The sequence below is a fragment of the Prochlorococcus sp. MIT 0701 genome, from assembly GCF_000760295.1.
GTDB lineage: Bacteria > Cyanobacteriota > Cyanobacteriia > PCC-6307 > Cyanobiaceae > Prochlorococcus.
Genome location: NZ_JNBA01000039.1, coordinates 327,917 through 347,562, shown reverse-complemented (window position 1 = coordinate 347,562; position 19,646 = coordinate 327,917). Strand labels below are relative to the sequence as shown.

Here is a 19,646-nt window from a genome sequence, read left to right as displayed (position 1 = left end):
ATTAGTTGACTAAGTGCTGAGTGGGATTTCCACATTGTCCTTTATGCGTTGGAATAGCATTCCTCTCCCTTCTTCTGGTTGTGACGCGTGGCCTGATGCTTTGGCAGCTTAGGGACACTGTCTCGGTAGCTGTCTAGCTAAAAAATTGACCGGGATTCACATCCTAGGTGTGTAAGTAGGCATGGCTTCAGATGCAATGGGGTTGAAAGAGACTGCTAAGTTTAAGTCAAGGAACTGCAAAGCGAGGCGCAATATATTAAGAGATATAGGGTAATCTAAGCTAAATGTCTCCAGTGCCCTTATCCCTTTTCAACCTTCATAAATAAATACTTTGGGTAGATTGAAGAGATCGGAACCCTGCGGATAGAGAATGATTGCTTCTCCTGCAGTCAATACAGCTCCATTTCTTGAAGTAGAAGATGACCTAGGCTTGCATAGTAAGCATAGTAAGTCAGCGCCTTTACTTGACGCCCATCAACATATTCAGCATTCTTTAATGGATAGAAACCAGCTTTTTTTGACAAGAAGACATGCCTTATGAGGTTAATGATAAATTTAAAGATGTGCCTGCTGGTTGTTAGTGAGATGCAGACCTCAATCTTTAGCTACTGCCAAACACTCCATATAGCTTCAAAACTTCTAGGTAGAGTATGGCACTAAGGGAGGTCATCACAACGATTACAGAGCCGCCAACCTTGACAAGCTTTTTGTCTGTATTGATTTGACAAGCCTTGATAGAAGCTTCGGTTGCTCCAAAGGGTAAAATTATTACACCCAGGATTACAATTGCGATAATTCCAATCACGATTTGACTGCTAACTGTGCTGTTACTAAAAGTAGTGACTGGGACATCTAATGACTCCCTGACTGATTCCAGCAGCTTTTTAAAGTATCCTTCTTGGCTAAGCTCGACAAGAGTCTTGAATTCAGCCAACATTGTAGATTTCCGATAGTACACTCAGCTTAATCTGGCATAAGCATGGTGGTTTTAAAGGTTGATCAGCGGTTAGATAAAGCAATAATCATTAGGTCTTTCTACCCATGATCTATTGTTGATGCGACGAAAAAAGTTGATCAATGCATCTCTAGTGGCTGCTGCAGCGCTTTTAATTCAACTTGCTTAGCCCCAACATGATTGACTACCGCAATGTTGCTAATGCGCCGCTGAATTTCTTGGTTCAGCATCGATGGTGTTGTCGCTGATGATATAGGCAACAGCCTTGAAGTCTATGCGTGCTCTGGCGGTCGGACTAGCAACGCAACAACAGCCTCTGCCTTTGCATGGGTTGTGAACAAATAAACTAGAAATGAGTCCAGGCTCATAACTTTTTAACAGGCCATTTAGCCATTTTTTGACAAGCTGAATCTGATTGTCAAATAGTGGAATTAGTACCACTACTTAAGTTAATTGCAATCGCACTCAAAATCAATGAGATAGATTTGCTCTGCCCTCAGCATTAAATCAATAATCACTTCAGCTTACTCTGCCAGGCGGTTTGTTGGCCCACAATCACTTATCTTTGAGTTAGTCAAGACCTAAAATAGGTTATGTGCCCGATGCGTAATTTTTCCAAGTATTTCTTGCCCATCTTTCTTGCAACAGTACTTCTGTTCTCTTCTGTTCTCACCCCGCCTCCAGCATTCGCAAGTGACTTCGAGTTATCCCCTGCGGTATCTGAAATAGGCGAGACTTTCTCAGATAAGTACTGTGTCGCGATTTCAGATGGAAGCACTGCAGATAAAGCGGCCTTAGTTGCTGGCCGTCAAATGATAAGTAGCTTAATGCGCTCAGGTGCTTTAAAAGAAGTCATGGCAGTTCCAAAAGAAGATATGGCTTCACTCATCTCTAAGAATATTTTTGAGGTGTGTGGAGATAATATTGGGATTTCCGAGATGGAGCTTAATGCTTCTATCCTTAACCTGGCAAATCAAGGCCCTAGTCAATCTCAATCCAAGCCTTTCAATCCTTCTTCGTTAATCAATAAAAACCTAAACACTTAGGTCCTACTGAATATACGTATTCAACCTAATAGCAGAGATCTTCGATCAGGCTCGGCTATTAGGCTAGATCAATAAAGATAAAGAAAGTGGGGAATTCTGATTAGAAGTATGAAATCATCTATGAATTGCAGTCTCACAATCTTTACTGTCCATGTTGGCAGAATCGGATAACCCCATTGTTTTACTTGCTTGTAGGTTCAATCTTCGCAAGGACTTTGAATTCCGCCTGGACTGACAAATAGGCTGCTATTATGGAATCAGAAAATCATCTATCGGACATAGGAAGCATTGCTCCTATATTTGAACATAGAATCGCTAGAGGAGCCTAAAATGTCTATGGATAAAGAGTTGATAATTAGCAAGGATAGTCAGCGTGCTTCCTGGGGAAATGTTCCAATTTCAGTAAAAATTTATGAGCAGATACAGAACTATCTCCGCCAACGTCAATCAATGGGCTTGTCTACCGATGTCGATAAATTGATAAGTACTGCTATTGATGAATTTCGCGATTTTCAGCAGCGTCCAGGGGTCCAGGTAGCACTGGAAATGGTCTTTGCGGATCTTTCTTCTGATCTAGCTTTTTCAGGATTAAACAAAGACGAAAGGAACCATGCAATCGTGATTAATTTTGCCATCGCAAACTACCTCAAAAATGTCATACGTAAATGAAACTTTTGGCTCCATATGATAAGCAGATATCCTTTTAGGCGCGACTCCTACATCTAAAATGTCATACTCCACTGGTTGTTAATGATTTGATTTATACTCTTGTTCGCGGCTCACTGGCGCTGCCAAGGTTCAAGGTTCCTGTTTAGCAGGTGTATTTAGCGTCTGCAGATGATTTTCTGCTTTCTGTTCAGTATTAAATTCCTTGCATATCACTAGCTTACCTTTAATTAATTATTCGGAATATCTAACGCTGCAAGCTCGGCTTCCCTCTTAATGTATTGACTGACTGGCCTAAGTAGAGTTCGCTCGCCCTTTTTAAAAAAGTACTCATCATTTCGCTTGCATTACGCAATCACACTGTATTTCCTTCTACTCTGCAGTAAACTAAACACAACAATTTACAGTATACCTATCAAATTTTCATCGCTACTGAGTGTGAAACGAATAAGAAAAGCTCTGCTTAGACCGCTTTTTTGATCTGCTTGATCATCAGCTACAGCTGACCTATCAACAAGTTGACGAATTCTTTGATTACAAGCTGCTCAGCCCATAGGCCTTAACGGCGAACTTCTGTTGGGCTTCTCTGAGCACCGCAATCAACACTTCTAGCTTGCGCGATATGACAATTGCGAACTTCTTGCCCTTGTATTAAATGGTGGTGTGGAAACTTTTACCCTGTTGTCACAACCGCTTTTCCCGTTTATCGCCTGTGGATTGGGGCGCTGGTGGTGATCTTGTCCCACCCTCTTAAGCCAGGGAATCTGAATCGAGGCTGCTTGTAGGAAAGGAAAGAGCTGATTTGCTTCAGAACTCCGAAGCGCACTGGTGATTTTGCATGGATTGGCTTTGAATTCGTCAAGGTGGTCACATGGATGCTTTACCTAGCCACCATCAACCCTCGAGGCAGTGGACCTTCAATCGCTCACTTCTAAGTGACCCACTGCGATCGAGATTGCGTCAGTGGCAGCAGGTACGAACTTGGGCGCGTTTGATCCGTGAGGCGGAGGCCCTTTGGCATGTGGATGTGAGGGAACTCAGACGTTTGGGAGCCTTGGAGTTGTCCCAGTTGCTTGAGGAGGTTCCACCTAACCAGCGGGGACGGGTTAATCGTTGGTTGCATCGCTATTCAGTTGCAACCAGGTTCCAATCAAGTGATTTGGAGCCCAATTGTTCTGAACGGTCATGAATCCTTGATGTTTTGCCAGCAAAACCTTTGTTGGCAATTCTTTTGGTTTGTTTTAGTGTTCAACACCAGTTGGAAAAAACGTTTTTAAGATAAATTTGAACTGAGACTTTGGGGATGACGTGACGTTCTCGATAAAATCGAACGATTAGACATACTCTTTTTTTCAGTTTATAGACATAAATGCCTTGAGAAATATCTTCTTGTCTTTTCTTCGTGCTGAGTTGATGCATAATCAAGCCTTTTATTAGCTTCTTGCTAGGTTATTATTTATCAAGACTTAGATGTATCCTACAGTTTGTCATCGCAGCATTAGCTATAGGTCGAATCGTGGATTTTTTGCTTGCTGTGGCAGCTGGCTATTGCAGCTTAATAACTAATAGGCCAGCAAGTATCTAGGCAGCAGAATAAGTGTGGCTTTTAATGCTTTTTATTGGCCGCTGACTCTATGGCTTTTTTGCTTAGATTCCTCATTGACTCTTAAATAATCTCATTGACAAGATCTATTTCGATATTGATGAATCAAAAAAGCCACCTCTCTAATGAGAAGTGGCCTTTTGACTGAGATCTCAGTCATGCACGGAATCGGAGCGGCGGGATTTGAACCCACGACCCCTACTACCCCAAAGTAGTGCGCTACCAAGCTGCGCCACGCCCCGGCGTAGGCAAGTTATCACAGGGTATTGCGTTGCCTACTTGCCGATCTAATCCGTTTTGAAGGTGATCTTCTGCTCAATCGCCTTAGTAGACGCCTTGATAGCTGATCACGGCTTTCGCTTGCGTAGCCCCAGAGCTTGAGCTGATGCGCCAGTTGTCTCAATTCAGAAAGGTTCATCGCTGCCAATTGCAGCTCCGGCAATGTTCTCCAGGCGCGCGCCCTCATTGGCAGCTGAGCTTCGCTGGCGCTGTTGCTCATGTTCAAGCTGACCTCAGCAAGCCACTCGGGAATGACCACCATCAGTACTGCGATTAGCCCATAGAGCTCAACCAAGCCCTTAGGGAGCGGAAGCAACCTTCTTGGCCGCTGTGGGTCTGATGGTGAGGGCAAGATCAGCAACCTGATGCTGAATCCTGACCACTTTGCCACTTCTACAAGGGCTCAGATGGGCAGGGGTGGTTAGATCTGTAAGGCTCCTGAGGTTGCCTCAGGTGTCTCTCGCCACTGTAGAGCTGGCTCTTTCCCCTGCTGCCCGGCAGGCCTCAAGGAGAAGATCAGGCAGAAGACAATCAGCAGAGTGGCAGCTAAGGCAAGCATTACCAATCGATCTGGCCAGGGTGTCTTCATAGCTGCATGTTGATGATCTGCTTGCTTGAGTTGTAGGTTAGAGGAAGTTTGCAGTGGCAAAAGTTATTTGAAAGCAGCTGCTTTCCTTTAAGAGTAATTCTGGTCACACTTATCAAAAATCGATTAATGATCAATGGGAAGATTTTCTTTGCGTGTAGCAACTTTAGCTCTGCCATGCCTGTTAACCATTTTTGCTTTACCGATAAGACTTTCCTCCCCTGTTTTCGCAGATACCCTCTCTAAGGGTGCGGTTCCGCTTATTCCACGTGCAGTGTTGTTTGGCAACCCTGAGGTGAGTGGGGTTGCCTTGAGTCCAGATGGCAGCCAGATTGTTTTTTTGGCACCCCATCGGGGAGTGCTGAATCTTTGGGTTCAAGCGCTTGAAGAGGGATCTAAACCACGCCTGCTTACAAACAGCACGAATCGTCCCACTAGGCCTGCTAGTTGGAGCATTGATGGGCGATATCTAATCACTAGCCGCGATAGCTATGGCGATGAAAATACTGTTCTGATTCGAATCAATCCAACGACTGGTGAGGAGATTGATCTCACACCAGGGAAGGGTGTCAAAGCTGCTATCTGGGGTGATGACCAAGACGTCCCAGATGAGCTGATCATCGGCCTAAATGATCGCGATCCCCGCTATCACGATCTCTGGGTACTCAATCTAGAGACTGGTGAGCGCCGTTTACTGTATGAAGCCAATGATGGCCATTCGGTCTCTGTCGACTGGATTGACGGTAGTTGGCAGTTGGTTCTTCGAACACGGATAAAACCAGATGGCGGCAATGCTTACGACCTTCGTCTGCCTGGCCAAAAAGGTTGGAAACCATTTTTAAGTTTCAGCTTTGAAGAAAGTCAGGCTGGATCAACACCTCTTGGGTTCGATAGAAATGCAACTTGGTTGTATGGGTTGCTGATCAAAGATGGTTTACCTCGCTTGGTGCGCTGGCGCACTGAAGATCTGCATAGTTGTACAGACGATTGCCCTAACGAGCTGGTTTACCAGTCTAAAAGTGGAGCACTGGGAGTTGAACTGTCAGACCCTGAAACTGATGCTCCCCAAATTCTGATTGAAACTGACTTACGAAGTCGCAAGATTATCATAGATCAGGAACTTTTGAATGATCTGAGTGCTCTTAAACAACTTGCCAAAGATCGTGAATTCTACATCGTTGATGATGATCTTGATTCAATGATATGGCTAGTAAGTTTATATTCCGATACCCACTCACCACAGTATTGGATATGGAATCGTAATCAAAAAAAAGGCCGAAAACTCTTCTCAATTAACCCTTTGCTTGATAAATATAAGCTTTCAGCAATGGAAAGCCTTGAATTACGCGCACGTGATGGTTTGCGTCTCCCTTCTTACCTAACACGCTCAACTCTAAATCAATCGGGCCCACAACCTTTTGTGCTGTTGGTGCATGGTGGCCCTCAGGCTCGTGATTATTGGGGTCTTAATTCAATTCATCAACTTTTAGCAAATCGCGGTTACCATGTATTGAGTGTCAATTACAGAGGTTCGACTGGTTTCGGCCAAAGTCATTTGCTGGCTGGTGAAGGTCAGTGGTATGCCGCTATGCAGGATGACCTTGTTGATGCTGTTCAATGGGCTGTTGATGAAGGTATTGCTGACCCCAAGAAGATTGTGATTATGGGGGGCTCTTATGGTGGTTATGCTGCGTTGGCTGGACTTACGCGTGACCCAGAAGTATTTGCTGCTGCTGTGGATATAGTTGGGCCTTCTAATGTAGAAACTTTATTGGAGTCTATTCCTCCTTATTGGGAGCCAATCCGTAAACCTTGGGAGAGAATGGTAGGTGTTGGTAGGGTTGATTTGGAAGCTATTTCACCATTAACTTATGCCAACCGTATTCAGAGCCCTTTGTTGATTGTACATGGTGCTAATGATGTACGCGTTAAGTTGTCTGAGAGTGAATCTATTGTGGCAGCTATGCATGCCAATGATTTACCAGTTGACTTCATTGTCTTTCCAGACGAAGGCCATGGGATTGAAGACCCGAGAAACTCACTAGCCCTTTATGCAGTTATTGAGGAATTTCTTGCTAAACAACTTGGAGGAAGGTTTGAACCAATTGGAGGGGCAATTAAAGATTCATCTATGCAATGGCAAAGCAAGTCTGCTACTGGAAGTATTGGCAATAAGTAAATTGAGTCACTAGTAAGTTTCTCGGAGTCCCATGGTTTATAGCACTAGAGTCCCTGGCGAGTTGTTGTTGCTCTGTTAATTGCAATCATGTAAATATATACAAGTATTCGCTGCCTACCTTCTTGCTACTTTATTGATTTTGGTATTTATTTAGCCTTATCTCTTTACTCGACAGAAAGTTGACAATGATTAACTTCTTGTCGCAGGCGAAGATTTTTTGTTAACAAGATAAGATTGCCCAGGTCTATGTCTTCCTTTAAGTATTATTGAACCTTTGCTTGCACATCCTTGATTGATTTGGGTTGAGCTTGTGATTTTTGGCTTACTATTTATTAGAGCATGATTATTTCGTTTCCAGATCTTAGAACACAATGGCTAACTGACCAATCATATTCTTGCCAGACACTTACTGGTAATTTAAAGTTTGCACCTGGGAAATCACCTAGAATGACTTGAGTTGGCATTGCAGAACAGTATGGCCTACTTCCTGGTTTTGCTAGGTATTGCTGATGATATGACTCGGCATAATGGAATTCTTGATCAGCTTTGATTTCAGTTGTGATTTCCCCAAATCCAGCCTTGCTTAAGAGTTGCTGAAAGCTGTCTCGACTGGCCTGCGCGAGCTCCATCTGTTTAATTGTTGTCGTGTAAATCGCCGATCTATATTGACTCCCTTGATCATTGCCCTGGCGATTTCCTTGCGTGGGATCGTGGCATTCCCAGAACAATTTAAGGAGGTCGCTGAAGTCAATAACGGATTTGTTCCACACCACCCGAACGATCTCCGTGTGTCCGCTACGTCCTGAGCAGACCTCCTGATAGGTCGGTTGCTGTCGATGGCCGCCGGCGTAACCCACTGCCGTGGTGGTGATCCCAGGCAATTTCCAGAAACCCTTTTCGGCTCCCCAAAAGCAGCCACAAGCAAAAAGAGCATCTTCCTGATCTGTGGTTAGCGGGTTCTGCAGCGCTGTACCTAGAACGGCGTGCTGCTCAGTTTTTGAGGGAATTGGAGCCTCTTTTGAAGCTTTTGGGGTTAACCAGGATGGCAACATTAAATTCAGGCAAGATTGCTAATCATAGGTAGTTTCTTTGGGATTTAGATGCATGTGGTTATGTAGCGCTGTCAGCAAGCTCAATAGGAGGTGGCAGGTCTAAAACAAGGATCACTTTCAAATAGGCCAGATCAAATAGCGGTTTGGTTAAACCTATTTAGTATACCGATCCCTACCACATTAATGGGGAGAAACAATTTCTTATTTAGCCGTTTTTTAGCCTTATATATATAGAGCAGATTGACTTTTATTATTACACAAAGTTGAAGGATCTTTGATCAGACCGCAAAAAAATTTCTGCAAACTGCGATCTAACTACAATTTGGTTGAGAGAATCTTCTTGTTGGACAGCAAGGAACCTCTGATGTGAGTTGGGATTCATATTAAATGCATGCTATTGTGGGTTAAATGTATGAAATAGGCAAATCAGTTTCCACTATAATAGGAAGCCGCACGCACATTCTTGAAGTCAGGAGTTCTGTTGATAGCTGCCTCTTGGGATTGATATTTTGATCTGATATATTTTAGATTACACCATCTTTGTCTCCGCTCCTAGGTTGACTTGCATCACAGATTGATATTGCGTGATCTACATTGATTGATCTTTTTGATTCCCATTCAATTCTTCGCTGAACAGAGTTTTTATATGGCTTCATCTTTGTGACTTGGCTTGTCCAGTTTTCTAGTCATTTCTGATTAGAGATTGTGGTAATAATTCATACGCACTTCTTTGATGCTGTTAATATATTTAGAAGGACTATTGCTAGTGAAGAGTTAGAATACTGATTAGAAATTTGTCATGGTAAAAGCATTTCTGTAATCGGTTTTCCAGTGGTATGAAACCTAATTACCCTGAATAGATTGTAGGGCTAGATCAGCTTTGCTGAAGTCATTAGAGGACTTCCTTTGGACGATTTGATAGGCTTTGGTGTTTCCAGTGAGATCTAAGTAGAGCTCTTGATAGGTCCATTCGATAATGGGCTCATATCATGATACCTAGAAAATTTTCCGGGTCAGGCACAAAATTAATAGGCTCATCTTTATAAGTCTCTAAGTTGATCAGGTTGGCACTATCACATTCCCAAATATCGTTAAATCTAGGAAGCTTCTTTTGGCTCGAGAGAGATGTGGTTGAGCAGGGTTGTTACGAAGGCGAACAGGAGGAAGGGCAGGCTTAATACCAAGATCAAGCCAACGCCAACTAGAGCGAACAGAGGCCTGCTCGAGCCCATAAGACCAAGACCTGCTGCAAGGCTTACGAAGATCACGGCCATCCAGGCCAAGACTTGGCCATAGATGTCGCCAAAGGTGAGGGTGCAACGCAAGGAGTATGGAGTGTTGGTTGTCATGCCATTGTCTTTATGCGCATAGTTATAGCTAAGCCCCTTAACCCCCACTTGTCTTGTGATTGACACATATCATATTGAGAGGCAAGACCCCTTTAATAGCAATGATTCTAGGCAGTGAGAAGGTGGGTGTTAGTGACCATCTTTGCTTTCACTGTTTAATAGATTAAGTGATAGATATGCTTTTAATATTTAGAATAATGGCCCTTATCGTTATTTAAACATCCAGTACTTCTCTGCTATAAGTTCCGAATTTACGATTTCCCCATAGAATCTATGGATATCTGATTAAGGTACTAGTGAAATCTCAGAAATGACAGCAACCCTTCCTGCTTAATGTAATTAGAAGGATGCTTCTCGAATGAACAACAAGTAGTAAGCTTATTGAGGAGCAAACTAATCTAAGAATCCTAACGACGTGTGCACAGTAAAAGCACCCCTTCCACTGCTTCAAAGACTCAGGCAAGTGCCAGGGATGGAAAAAGGAAAATATAGACTCATTGTCTTGCTTCCCCAGTTAGGTGACTTTGACAGCCTTGAATACGCTCAAGCGCTAGTAGCTGATATGCCAAGGCTAAGGGCTGCTGGGATCACCACTCTGGCCATAGGCATAGGAAATTCTGACAGTGCCGCACGATTCTGCACCTTCACGGGGTTTCCTAAGCAAAGTATGTTGGTCGATGAAGAACCGACACTTCACAGAGCTTTGGGTCTCTATGGCGGACTACAAACACCTGGAGGTCCTTGGCCTGCATTGTTTTTAATGTGCGCAGGAATTGGATCTCCAGGTACCCTTTTCGAAGTCCTTCGTGGCTACACAGGAGATCGTAGTGCACCCCAGCGAATCGCCAACAACGAAACCATCAACATCTCCCCATTCCCATCCGTAACAGGATCATTTTTCTCGCTTGCCGGTGGTGAGGGCTTTCAAAGACCATTTGAGCTCGCCACTATTCGACTGCGAAACATGATTGAAGTGCTAAGTAACTTACGTACTTACTTACCTCGTGATGACTTCATTACACAACGGGGCGGTACTTATCTACTGGATGGTGATGACACACTCTTATATAGCCACCAAGACAAGGGGATCCTTGGTTTCTCAGAAACCATGGCCAAACCCCTTTCTTTCTTAGGCAAATATCTAGGCAAGAACTAATATTAAATAAAATAGCAAAGAAAAATATTTCAATCATGCTCACTTGTTAAGTAGTTACTGATTTAGGCACGAGTATAGAGACAAATGAATTCCATGTTAATATGATTAATGTGGCCAACTATGATGCAAGCTTGATAAGTATTTAGAGTAACTAGTCCAAATCAATAGACGTTTTGACGGCTTAAGACACAGCCCAGATTAGCACCAAGTCAACATCCCCTTTATGCATAAGTTCCATAAGGTGCAAGTATTAATTCTTTAATCATGCCCCCTACTCTTCTGATTTAATCGGTGATACCAGAAGGTTTTTATTGAACTAATTTATTAATTTAAAGCCCGCAAGGGTGCTATCGCTTAGAAGAAAATATTTGGAATTTAAAGAAGGTGGCTCACTTTTAGCAGGACAAGGGAATGTATACTATAAATCAACTACTCAAGTCTGCGGCTGCACTTCAGCACGTCTCCATTAGCATGCATAGGCAGTTTCGACTGCAGAAGTTCATTTCGCCAATGATGGCCTTAATCGGTAAAGCAGACCATGAATGACCTAACCAAGGCGATCAATTGTCATTTGGCTTGTGAGTTTCAGGCAAGTCATACCTACCTAGCCATGTCAATATGGCTTCGCGAGAAGGATTTAGCTGGATTTTCCTCATACATGCAAATTAAGAGCCAAGAGGAACGTGGTCATGCAGATCGACTTATTGCCTATCTTGTCGATTGCGATGAACAGGTGGAGCTCCCCGCTGTTGAAGCACCACAACGCAACTGGGGATCCACCCAGGATCTCTTTGATCAGGTCTATGACCTGGAAAAAGATGTAACAGCATCAATCAATCGCATTTATTCCATTGCCGAACAAGCTGGTGAGCGTAGTGCGACCGCCATGCTCGATTGGTTCATTGCCGAACAGTTACAAGAGGAAGCGGAAGCACGCTTTGTTCGTAAGCGCCTTCGCCTGGCTGGTGACAACACAGCGGCTCTACTTCTTTTAGATCAACAGTTCCTTGATGGAACAGCCTTGACAACTGTCAAAGGTGGTCTCACTGGATTAAGACAATCCGAGAATTAATTGCAAGCTTTAGTTTCATTTTACAATAATAGCAAGAAATATCTATCGCCACCTCTTCTTTGTAGTTTTCCGCAAAAACTAATGCTTTTTTAGTTATGATGCATTGCTAAATATTCAGCAATGATATTTATCTGCCTAGAATAAGACCTGGCCTTGTCAGGCCTCATCCTCAAACGCTAGAACTTGTATTCAGATTAGAATATTGGCATCTATGTTTTGAATAGAGGTGCTATATTCTAATTAACTTGGTTATTTTAATTCCATATCTATTGACCAGGATATTCATAGCAATCTCGATCAGGCGGTATATATAATCGCTTGGCACAAGATTTCCCCTCTCAATTACAACTTAAAATAATATTAAAAAAGGGCAGAGTGAAAACTCTGCCCTTCGTTTGAAAATGTGCTAATCCAGAGTTCACGTCATGTTGGTTCCTTGACCATCATTATCGGCTTTGCCGCCGATAATAAAAATAGCAATGCAGGCCGAGCCAATGATTCCACACACCACTGCAGAGAGGGTTCCAAAATCCATTGATGAATCCAGACAAAGTCCATATATCACTAGCCCAAGTAATCCCAATCACAGGATGGCTTTGCTCAATTCGAAATGAGACTTAATCCTAGGCAAGTCAATCCCTTGTGCCAAATTCTTAGATACAACAATGCCACAACAATAGTTCCTCATTTGTAGTCAGTAGAGCCCTAAGCCTAGTAATGCCAAGTGAAGTACAGCTTTCAGTATCAGCTGCACCATGATCACCCCTTGAATAAGAGTATGAAATGTAACCTTGTATTGTGCCTCTAACTGCTTGGTGACGTGATCAATGATTTTGTTGGAGAGTATCATCTGACGGATCAATGATGTAACCAATGATCGCATGCAAGCATTCATTTACTACGGCACATTTTGATGTCTAAATCACACTTAATTGCCTTCAATATGTAGAGTTCTGTGTACACAGAATGTCGAACTACCATGGTGCAAATATATTTCTATAGCCCTTAACAAGTTCATTCTCGTGCAAACCTACGGGAAATCCAACGTTACCTACGCGTGGTACGCGGGTAACAGTGGAGTGACCAACCGCTCAGGCAGATTCATTGCCTCTCATATCGGCCATACAGGATTGATTTGCTTCGGTGCTGGTGCCAACACCCTATTTGAGCTAGCCCGTTACGATTCCGCATTACCCATCGGTGATCAAGGCCTTGTAAGCCTTCCGCATTTAGCGGGACTTGGAATTGGTGGAATAGAGAACGGCGTGATTACTGATTCCTACGGAATGCTTGTAGTCGCAGTCTTACACCTGATTTTCTCAGCCGTGTATGCCGGTGGGGCGATGCTTCACTCCTTTAGATACAAGGAGGATCTCGGTGAGTACCCGAAAGACTCCAGACCTAACAAATTCGATTTCAGCTGGGGGGATCCTGACAGACTCACCTTCATCCTTGGACATCACCTGTTATTCCTTGGTCTTGGCTGTGTTCAATTTGTTGAATGGGCTAAATACCACGGAATCTATGATCCAGCACTGGGAGCAGTACGCAAGGTTGAATACAACCTTGACTTGCAAATGGTATGGAACCACCAAATTGATTGGCTTACCGTCAATAGCTTGGAAGATGTTATGGGCGGGCACGCCTTCTTGGCTTTCTTCCTGAGTGCAGGAGCTATATGGCATATCTTTAGTAAGCCATTTGGTGAATATACAGAATTCAAGGGTAAAGGGCTTCTATCAGCAGAGTTTGTTCTTTCAACATCATTGGCAGGTGCTGCTTACATAGCCTTTGTAGCAGCCTTCTGGGCGTCTATGAACACGACAATTTATCCAACAGAGCTTTATGGTGGTCCTCTCAATATTGAATTGAGCTTCGCACCATATTTTTCTGATACAGATCCTCTCTTTGGAGGAGCAGATGTACATTCCGCTCGAGCATGGCTGTCCAACTTCCATTTCTACCTTGGCTTCTTCTATCTTCAAGGTCATCTCTGGCATGGATTGAGAGCGATGGGTTTTGACTTCAAGCGTGTTGAGAAATTGTTTGATCAATTAGAAAGTAATGAAATCAGCTTGAATCCAGGTGAAACTACGTCCATGCCGTCAACATCGACCGACAACGCCACATAAACCAACCCCAAATTAATACAACTCTTCCTGAATAGAGTAAGCCCTGCGAAAGCAGGGCTTTTTTATTAAGTCCACAGCTTACTAGAGTTAAATATCAACTTATGCTTAATTCATTAAAGATGTGAATCACATCCGTTTCGTCTAAATACGGATTGTTAGCACATTGTCTGCTAGGACCATATAACATGATGATATATATTTCAATTATTAAGCTGTAAGGTTAAATGAATGACTCTGAGGTGCCGACCCTTCATGGTGAGACTATCGATAAAAAACAAATCCATATAGCGATTGAATCTTGGAATATAAATCATCCATGAGCTATGTCTTATAGAAAAATACTCGGGTTGCAGTCATTTTTATAATTTCACTCATAATAACAACTTCAATAAATTGCTTATATGCCCTTGATGCCATCTATGAGTAATAGACCGACAGGCCCCAAGGGTTGGTGACGAATATCTGGGGGACTCATTTGTCTTGAGGTTCAGTACTTGCTGCCACTTCCCTTACGCGGCTTCGTTGCTGTTGTCGTATGAGCAAATGAATATCGGCTGCCAATACCAAAACACCAAGCAAAATAACTCCACCAATGGTTATTGGTGTAAGTTCCACTGCTGCGGCAAAGGGAGCTGTAAACATCGCTGGCTCTAGACGCAATCTAATATAGCTAGAATTAGCATTTTTGGGCTACAAATATCATTAATCCTAAACCAACTTAATTGGTTGAAAAGCTCCTCCTCTGTTGAGCTTTTTAGTATGCACGTCGTCTTCCGATGATTGTCTTGTAGGTGCGTTAATGGTTAAGCCTGTCTTGCCTCTATAATGACGACATTCATGGGTTTTGAAGATAACGCTTCTCCTGAATTGTAATTGTTGACGATCATAATGACATACCTTCTATACGCTTATAATCACATTGGCTGGAAAATGTCAACGATATAAAATTAGCCTAGGCTAAGAGAGAGCAGTTAGAACGGCATATTTCACGACAAGAAAAAGTATTTTACTTCCCTGCATTGATTCAATAGATCAAACTCTGTCAAATAGATTGGAATTTTATTAGCCATTGCTACGTCCTTGCATCATTGATTCCATGCTCACTATGAAGTTCTCCCCCGAAAGCCAGGATGCCCATTACTCGATAAATTCACAGCCCAGGAGGCCATGGCGCCTAGAGGTCCATTCGGGTTGCCGTTTTTTGCCACAAATTTCACCAAGCGCAAGTCAGCAAGTAATGACTGGGTGCCCCCACGTGCCCAAACAGCACGCCTATATGTAACGGAATTAACATATGCACCAATCAGCAACACGTAAGCCTCGCAACAACCCTATTGCTATTGAGAATCGCTTGCAAAAGGCCCTGTTGAGCGTATAGGTTGCGAAGAGTTCTCAAAAAGCACTTGAGAGGCTTCAAATGAGCTTCCGATTCCTCCCCGATGATCCAATACCAGCAGTGCGGATGCCAACAGGGCAATCCATCCTGATCGATCCAGCCGCCCGATCAGGTGGCGCGTGTATAGAAGTCGTTGAGGGCATAGCCCGCGTTTACTGCCCATGCGAAGAGACTGAAGGGATGACTCTCGCTTTTCTTCAGGAAGGCGATCAACTACGCACCGACCGCTTGTGCAGCGAAGGGGTCTGTGTCGAAGCGCTTACGCCACTATGTTTTCGTAGCGATGCAGAAATCCGTGATGGGCATGACTTTGATGCCGTGAACGAATGGACCCTGCAGTTGCTTCGGATACGACACTTGGGCAATGCAGAACAACGTCTCCAAGCGTTGTTTGCCCTGCTTGTTAACCGTTTAGGAAGACGCTGCGGCGAATGGTGTGATCTCCCATTCCGACTCACCCATGAGCGAATCGGCGAACTGATCGGCTCCACGCGTGTGACCTCCACGCGATTGATCTCCAGACTACGGACCGCTGATCTTTTAAATGTTCCCAGCGGAGAGCCCATCTTGCGTTTGTCTCCAGCCTTAATCGAATCAGCGCCTCTGGCCGCCTGATACTTGTACGCAAATGAAAGACTTAGTTACGACTTCAGACACCGTCATCGGCAGTCTGTGCAGAGAGGTTGATGGGATCCGCCATCGCTGCAGATCTTTGCTGGAGGCGATGGCCAAATGTAATGATGAAAGCCTCTCTTGCCGTCTAAAAAGAGAATTTCAACAGCTAAGCAATCGACGCATTGTATTACTCGAAACAGCAAAAGACATGCAAAGTAAAGGTATCGAAGATAAACTCTCTATTGCATTTCTAATTGAGATCAGCAGCAGACCACTAGCGTTATAAGAACTAATTAGCATCAAGATGATAAATCTAACAATATTCTTAGCTATTAATAGAGCCCTTAAGTCTCTATTTTGAAAAAATAGTTACGTCTATCTATTGGCTTTCTATTGCTATCTCTAGGCCAACTTCGCAGGCGAATGCTTGCCATCACTAAGTTCGCCGTCAATTATCAACATTGCAGAGGGCTGATCCTGGGCAAAGCGTACACGCCCTAAGAGGTGAGCAAGCTCATTTTCAGAGTTGACTTGATTATCGACAAGTGGGTCAAGGAAAACTGTGGTCCGCATATCAGAAGCTCGCTCAGCCATTGCATAAAGCTGATGAAGTGAGGTGGTCACGTCTGCTTCCATCTGGAATGATGCAGCCATGATTTCATCTGTAGACATCCATTCCTGACGGGGTGAAGGCACATCCTGTAGAACAACAGCTTGTCCACGAGCAATCAGGTAATCGGCAAAATGGGCTGCATGTTCCTGTTCTTGAATAGCTTCTTGCTTGAAGTAATGGGAAAAGCCACGCAACTCGCGTTCAGCAAACCAAATCGCGATAGCAAAGTAAGCAGCGCTAGCATTTCGCTCCATGGTTAGATGCTGATGGAGAGCCTCAACCAGAGAAGCCTCCATCGATTGAGCTATTGCACGTCCTGCAGGACCGGTCGTAAGGGCTACAGCTTTCGTACTTGTAGGGAATGCCATGATTTTGTTTTGATGAGTCTGCACAAAGTGGCGGTGATGGATTACCAGCCAATCTGAGGTGCAGATAGTGATGTAGCGAATGCTACAAGCCCTTGTACATCTTGAAAAGATCTCTTCAGGTGCGATATGGACCCTGTAGAATGAGAATCAATCTCAGTTGCGGAGTCGACCGCAGGTCGTTATGGCCAAGTCCTTGGGGAATGACTTTTCAGACAGTCGCCTGCGACGCCATGGTCCAGTTCAAAGCAAGAAAAAAGCCTGCAAAAAGCGGAAGTGCTCTAAGTGGAAAGGTGGAAAATGCGTATGCAGCCGGGACTGATTAGCCAATCATTTGCAATCAGGCATGTTGATTGCAAATATAGCTGTATCAACATAAGATTGTAGGTCTAATGTCTGTTGAGGGTTTGAGAGCCTGACTAGCTAAGTCATGGCGTTTAAACATTCTTCTCAACTGAGTGGACATGGAATCGCTCCGGGGAAAAGAAGGCCCTTTTGGCCAGCGCGAAAGGCGACGAAGCAGCGATCACCTGTCTTGACAGGACGTTCGAGTGGTTGCCGTACACGCAACATGTGATTCCCAAGCTCCACACGCAACAACCAGTGACTACCAAGAAACTCCCGACCTTGAATTAGAGCCTCGCCTCTGGGATCCTGCTGAATCTGCAGTGCCTGATCATCGACCATTAACTCAGTTGCCTTAGCGGCGTTCGGCTCCTGGGGTTTTGAGATAGGACCAACAGGCGTCAGCCAATGCTCGCCACCCATGTTGAGAGGAAGCAGGTTTCCTTGAAGTACAAACCGACCAACAAAAGGTGTGGCTGGTTTGTGGACAAGATCATTGGGTGTTGCGCACTGATGGAGTTCACCATCACGCAGTACTGCAACCCGATCGCAGATTGCCAGGGCTTCTTGAGGATCATGTGTCACAAGTAGACCACTGGCACCACATGTTTGAAGAACTCCTGAAAGTTCGCTGCGCAAGCGCAGACGTACCTCAACATCAAGGTTGGAAAAGGGTTCATCAAGAAGTACGAGTGAGGGTTCTGGTGCCAGTGCTCTTGCCAGCGCCAATCGTTGGCGTTGGCCTCCAGACAGCTGATGCGGATAACGGTGACGAAGATCCGCTAGGCCAAGCATCTCAAGCAGCCATTGCGCTCTGCTGGTGTCTTGGCCGCGGCGTAAACCAAAACAGCTATTGCGCCAGGCATCGAGATGGGGGAAAAGGGCGTAATCCTGAAACACCATGCCTATGCCTCTGCGCTCGGGCGGCAGCATGCTCCTTGAGCTTGCGACCTCGTGACCATCGATGCAGATAGTCCCTCGCACAGGCTTTTCAAATCCAGCAATCAATCGAAGCAAGGTTGTTTTGCCACAACCCGAAGGTCCCAATAGGCCAACAAGCTCACCTCGCTGGAGATTCATATTGATGGATTGCAGTGTCCAGCCCTCTGCTGAGCCATCACCGTAGTGATGCCAGACGCCCTTGATTTGCAAGTGGTTAGTAATCACAAGCGTATATCCATAGCTGGTGTGGATTCGATAAGTCGTGCCGAGAGCAGAAAAGTTCCGCCAGGTTCAATCAGCTGAAGATCATTCTTGCTCCGAAACAAGGTGATCTGACGCGTAACAGTGGAGCGCGTGGCCCCAATAAGTTCGGCCATGCGGGCATGGCCAAGTGGAAAGGGCAATTCATAACCGTCACTTCTACGGATGCCAAAGCGACCAATGAGCAGCTTTAAAAGAGCAACTAGCCTTGCTTCAGCTCCTACCGGATGCCTGACAAGATGAAAATCAAACAGCCACTCCCATAGGAGATCCTGCTCTTTTGGGCAGTTGTCTGCGTAATGAAGGCCAATTGAACTATTAGTGAGTGCCTCAAGCAAAAAGTTACTGCCGTCGGGTAATCGAAGCCAACTAGATTCAGTATCACCGCAAAAAGCCAAAGTGATATCAGGAAAATGATCTCCGAAAGACCCTGAAAGCCTGGCAATACCCTGCTGAAACGACAGCCGCACGTAGCGAGATTGATGCGTCGGAGAGGACAGCAGAATGCTCTGTCCTATTGTGAGTTGAAGTGATTCCAGCGATTCCAGTTGACTACTGACTGTTTTCGGACAAGACGCATTGTGTAATGGTTGAAGGAGGAAAGGGAACTCTTCATTGCCATAACTGTTGCTCGCAGAATCAAGGGTGATCTGTGTGGCATCTTTCCGAGATCCATTGCTATCACATAGACCTGAGCACCTACTAGAGATTTTTGATTCAACAACAACTCCAATAGATGACAATTGTCACAAGCGGATGAATCATTTTCACCCATCGAGCACAGATCGATGCTTGCTTAGCATGTGATAAATATCACATTTAGAGGTAGCCATTGATTCAGGGTGCTTGGTTCAGGGGGGGTCGTGGCAAAACAAGGCTGAAAAAAGAGCATGTTGGTATTTTTGTCTGAAGTCAGGTTATGGTTCAAATAAAAGAACCACCATCCTGCGCATGGATCTGCTTGAATTCAACTCAAGACGCATAGATTCAAAAGCTATCGCTAAGAAATAACTTATAGTGAACAGAATGTATGA

At 44.4% G+C, this 19,646-nt stretch carries 19 protein-coding genes and 1 tRNA gene; 9 read left to right on the top strand and 11 right to left on the bottom strand.

The window, feature by feature from the left end; translation table 11 throughout:
* Window positions 1-601 precede the first annotated feature (601 nt).
* Window positions 602-937: a hypothetical protein gene (locus EV12_RS11945; protein ID WP_241466551.1), complete on the bottom strand. Its 336-nt coding sequence runs from the start codon at window positions 935-937 to the stop codon at window positions 602-604.
* A gap of 620 nt (window positions 938-1,557) precedes the next feature.
* Between EV12_RS11945 and EV12_RS11935 the strand changes: the two genes are divergently transcribed.
* The 3 genes from EV12_RS11935 (at window position 1,558) to EV12_RS11925 (ending at window position 3,856) form a co-directional block, all read left to right on the top strand.
* Window positions 1,558-2,001: a hypothetical protein gene (locus EV12_RS11935; protein WP_241466550.1), complete on the top strand. Its 444-nt coding sequence runs from the start codon at window positions 1,558-1,560 to the stop codon at window positions 1,999-2,001.
* Window positions 2,002-2,337: 336 nt separating this feature from the next.
* The gene (locus tag EV12_RS11930; protein ID WP_241466549.1) at window positions 2,338-2,670 is read left to right on the top strand and encodes a DNA polymerase III subunit beta; all 333 of its coding nucleotides are present in this window, start codon (window positions 2,338-2,340) and stop codon (window positions 2,668-2,670) included.
* Between the two features lie 868 nt (window positions 2,671-3,538).
* A complete protein-coding gene (locus EV12_RS11925; protein WP_241466548.1) occupies window positions 3,539-3,856 on the top strand; it encodes a hypothetical protein in 318 nt (105 codons plus the stop codon).
* A gap of 582 nt (window positions 3,857-4,438) precedes the next feature.
* Here EV12_RS11925 and EV12_RS11920 read toward each other — a convergent pair.
* From EV12_RS11920 to EV12_RS14865, 4 genes are all read right to left on the bottom strand, one after another.
* Window positions 4,439-4,512, bottom strand: a tRNA-Pro gene (locus tag EV12_RS11920).
* Between the two features lie 14 nt (window positions 4,513-4,526).
* A complete protein-coding gene (locus tag EV12_RS11915; RefSeq protein WP_052039534.1) occupies window positions 4,527-4,904 on the bottom strand; it encodes a hypothetical protein in 378 nt (125 codons plus the stop codon).
* 66 nt (window positions 4,905-4,970) lie between these two features.
* Window positions 4,971-5,138 (bottom strand): hypothetical protein, encoded by a 168-nt coding sequence (locus EV12_RS14335; RefSeq protein WP_193742231.1) that lies wholly within the window; start codon window positions 5,136-5,138, stop codon window positions 4,971-4,973.
* A 466-nt stretch (window positions 5,139-5,604) separates the two neighbouring features.
* On the bottom strand, window positions 5,605-5,733 hold the full coding sequence (locus EV12_RS14865) for a hypothetical protein (RefSeq protein WP_255327646.1): 129 nt from the start codon (window positions 5,731-5,733) through the stop codon (window positions 5,605-5,607).
* A 156-nt stretch (window positions 5,734-5,889) separates the two neighbouring features.
* Here EV12_RS14865 and EV12_RS11905 point away from each other — a divergent pair, with 156 nt between their 5' ends.
* Window positions 5,890-7,314, top strand: a complete 1,425-nt coding sequence (locus tag EV12_RS11905) for an alpha/beta hydrolase family protein (RefSeq protein ID WP_241466547.1) — start codon at window positions 5,890-5,892, stop codon at window positions 7,312-7,314.
* Between the two features lie 332 nt (window positions 7,315-7,646).
* On the opposite strand, the gene msrA is transcribed toward EV12_RS11905, so the two are convergent.
* Window positions 7,647-8,366, bottom strand: a complete 720-nt coding sequence (gene msrA, locus EV12_RS11900) for a peptide-methionine (S)-S-oxide reductase MsrA (protein ID WP_036915561.1) — start codon at window positions 8,364-8,366, stop codon at window positions 7,647-7,649.
* A gap of 1,097 nt (window positions 8,367-9,463) precedes the next feature.
* Window positions 9,464-9,715 (bottom strand): hypothetical protein, encoded by a 252-nt coding sequence (locus EV12_RS11895; protein WP_036915559.1) that lies wholly within the window; start codon window positions 9,713-9,715, stop codon window positions 9,464-9,466.
* Window positions 9,716-10,187: 472 nt separating this feature from the next.
* Between EV12_RS11895 and EV12_RS11890 the strand changes: the two genes are divergently transcribed.
* The 3 genes from EV12_RS11890 (at window position 10,188) to EV12_RS11880 (ending at window position 14,075) form a co-directional block, all read left to right on the top strand.
* Complete coding sequence (locus tag EV12_RS11890) at window positions 10,188-10,871, top strand: peroxiredoxin-like family protein (RefSeq protein WP_052039533.1); 684 nt, start codon at window positions 10,188-10,190, stop codon at window positions 10,869-10,871.
* Window positions 10,872-11,409: 538 nt separating this feature from the next.
* A complete protein-coding gene (locus EV12_RS11885) occupies window positions 11,410-11,943 on the top strand; it encodes a ferritin (RefSeq protein ID WP_036915553.1) in 534 nt (177 codons plus the stop codon).
* 1,022 nt (window positions 11,944-12,965) lie between these two features.
* On the top strand, window positions 12,966-14,075 hold the full coding sequence (locus EV12_RS11880) for a chlorophyll a/b binding light-harvesting protein (protein WP_036915551.1): 1,110 nt from the start codon (window positions 12,966-12,968) through the stop codon (window positions 14,073-14,075).
* Between the two features lie 471 nt (window positions 14,076-14,546).
* Here the strand turns inward: EV12_RS11880 and EV12_RS14330 are convergent, their stop codons facing one another.
* Window positions 14,547-14,717, bottom strand: a complete 171-nt coding sequence (locus EV12_RS14330) for a hypothetical protein (protein WP_193742230.1) — start codon at window positions 14,715-14,717, stop codon at window positions 14,547-14,549.
* 775 nt (window positions 14,718-15,492) lie between these two features.
* Here EV12_RS14330 and EV12_RS11875 point away from each other — a divergent pair.
* Together EV12_RS11875 and EV12_RS11870 are read left to right on the top strand one after the other, a co-directional pair.
* The gene (locus EV12_RS11875) at window positions 15,493-16,086 is read left to right on the top strand and encodes a Crp/Fnr family transcriptional regulator (protein ID WP_036915549.1); all 594 of its coding nucleotides are present in this window, start codon (window positions 15,493-15,495) and stop codon (window positions 16,084-16,086) included.
* Window positions 16,087-16,099: 13 nt separating this feature from the next.
* The gene (locus EV12_RS11870) at window positions 16,100-16,372 is read left to right on the top strand and encodes a hypothetical protein (RefSeq protein WP_036915546.1); all 273 of its coding nucleotides are present in this window, start codon (window positions 16,100-16,102) and stop codon (window positions 16,370-16,372) included.
* A gap of 116 nt (window positions 16,373-16,488) precedes the next feature.
* On the opposite strand, the gene EV12_RS11865 is transcribed toward EV12_RS11870, so the two are convergent.
* From EV12_RS11865 to EV12_RS11855, 3 genes are all read right to left on the bottom strand, one after another.
* Window positions 16,489-17,067, bottom strand: a complete 579-nt coding sequence (locus EV12_RS11865; protein ID WP_036915789.1) for a ferritin — start codon at window positions 17,065-17,067, stop codon at window positions 16,489-16,491.
* 447 nt (window positions 17,068-17,514) lie between these two features.
* On the bottom strand, window positions 17,515-18,573 hold the full coding sequence (locus tag EV12_RS11860; protein WP_036915788.1) for an ABC transporter ATP-binding protein: 1,059 nt from the start codon (window positions 18,571-18,573) through the stop codon (window positions 17,515-17,517).
* Window positions 18,573-19,355 (bottom strand): helix-turn-helix domain-containing protein, encoded by a 783-nt coding sequence (locus EV12_RS11855; protein WP_036915543.1) that lies wholly within the window; start codon window positions 19,353-19,355, stop codon window positions 18,573-18,575. Before EV12_RS11855 ends, EV12_RS11860 begins: the two co-directional genes overlap by 1 nt.
* Window positions 19,356-19,646: the final 291 nt, after the last annotated feature.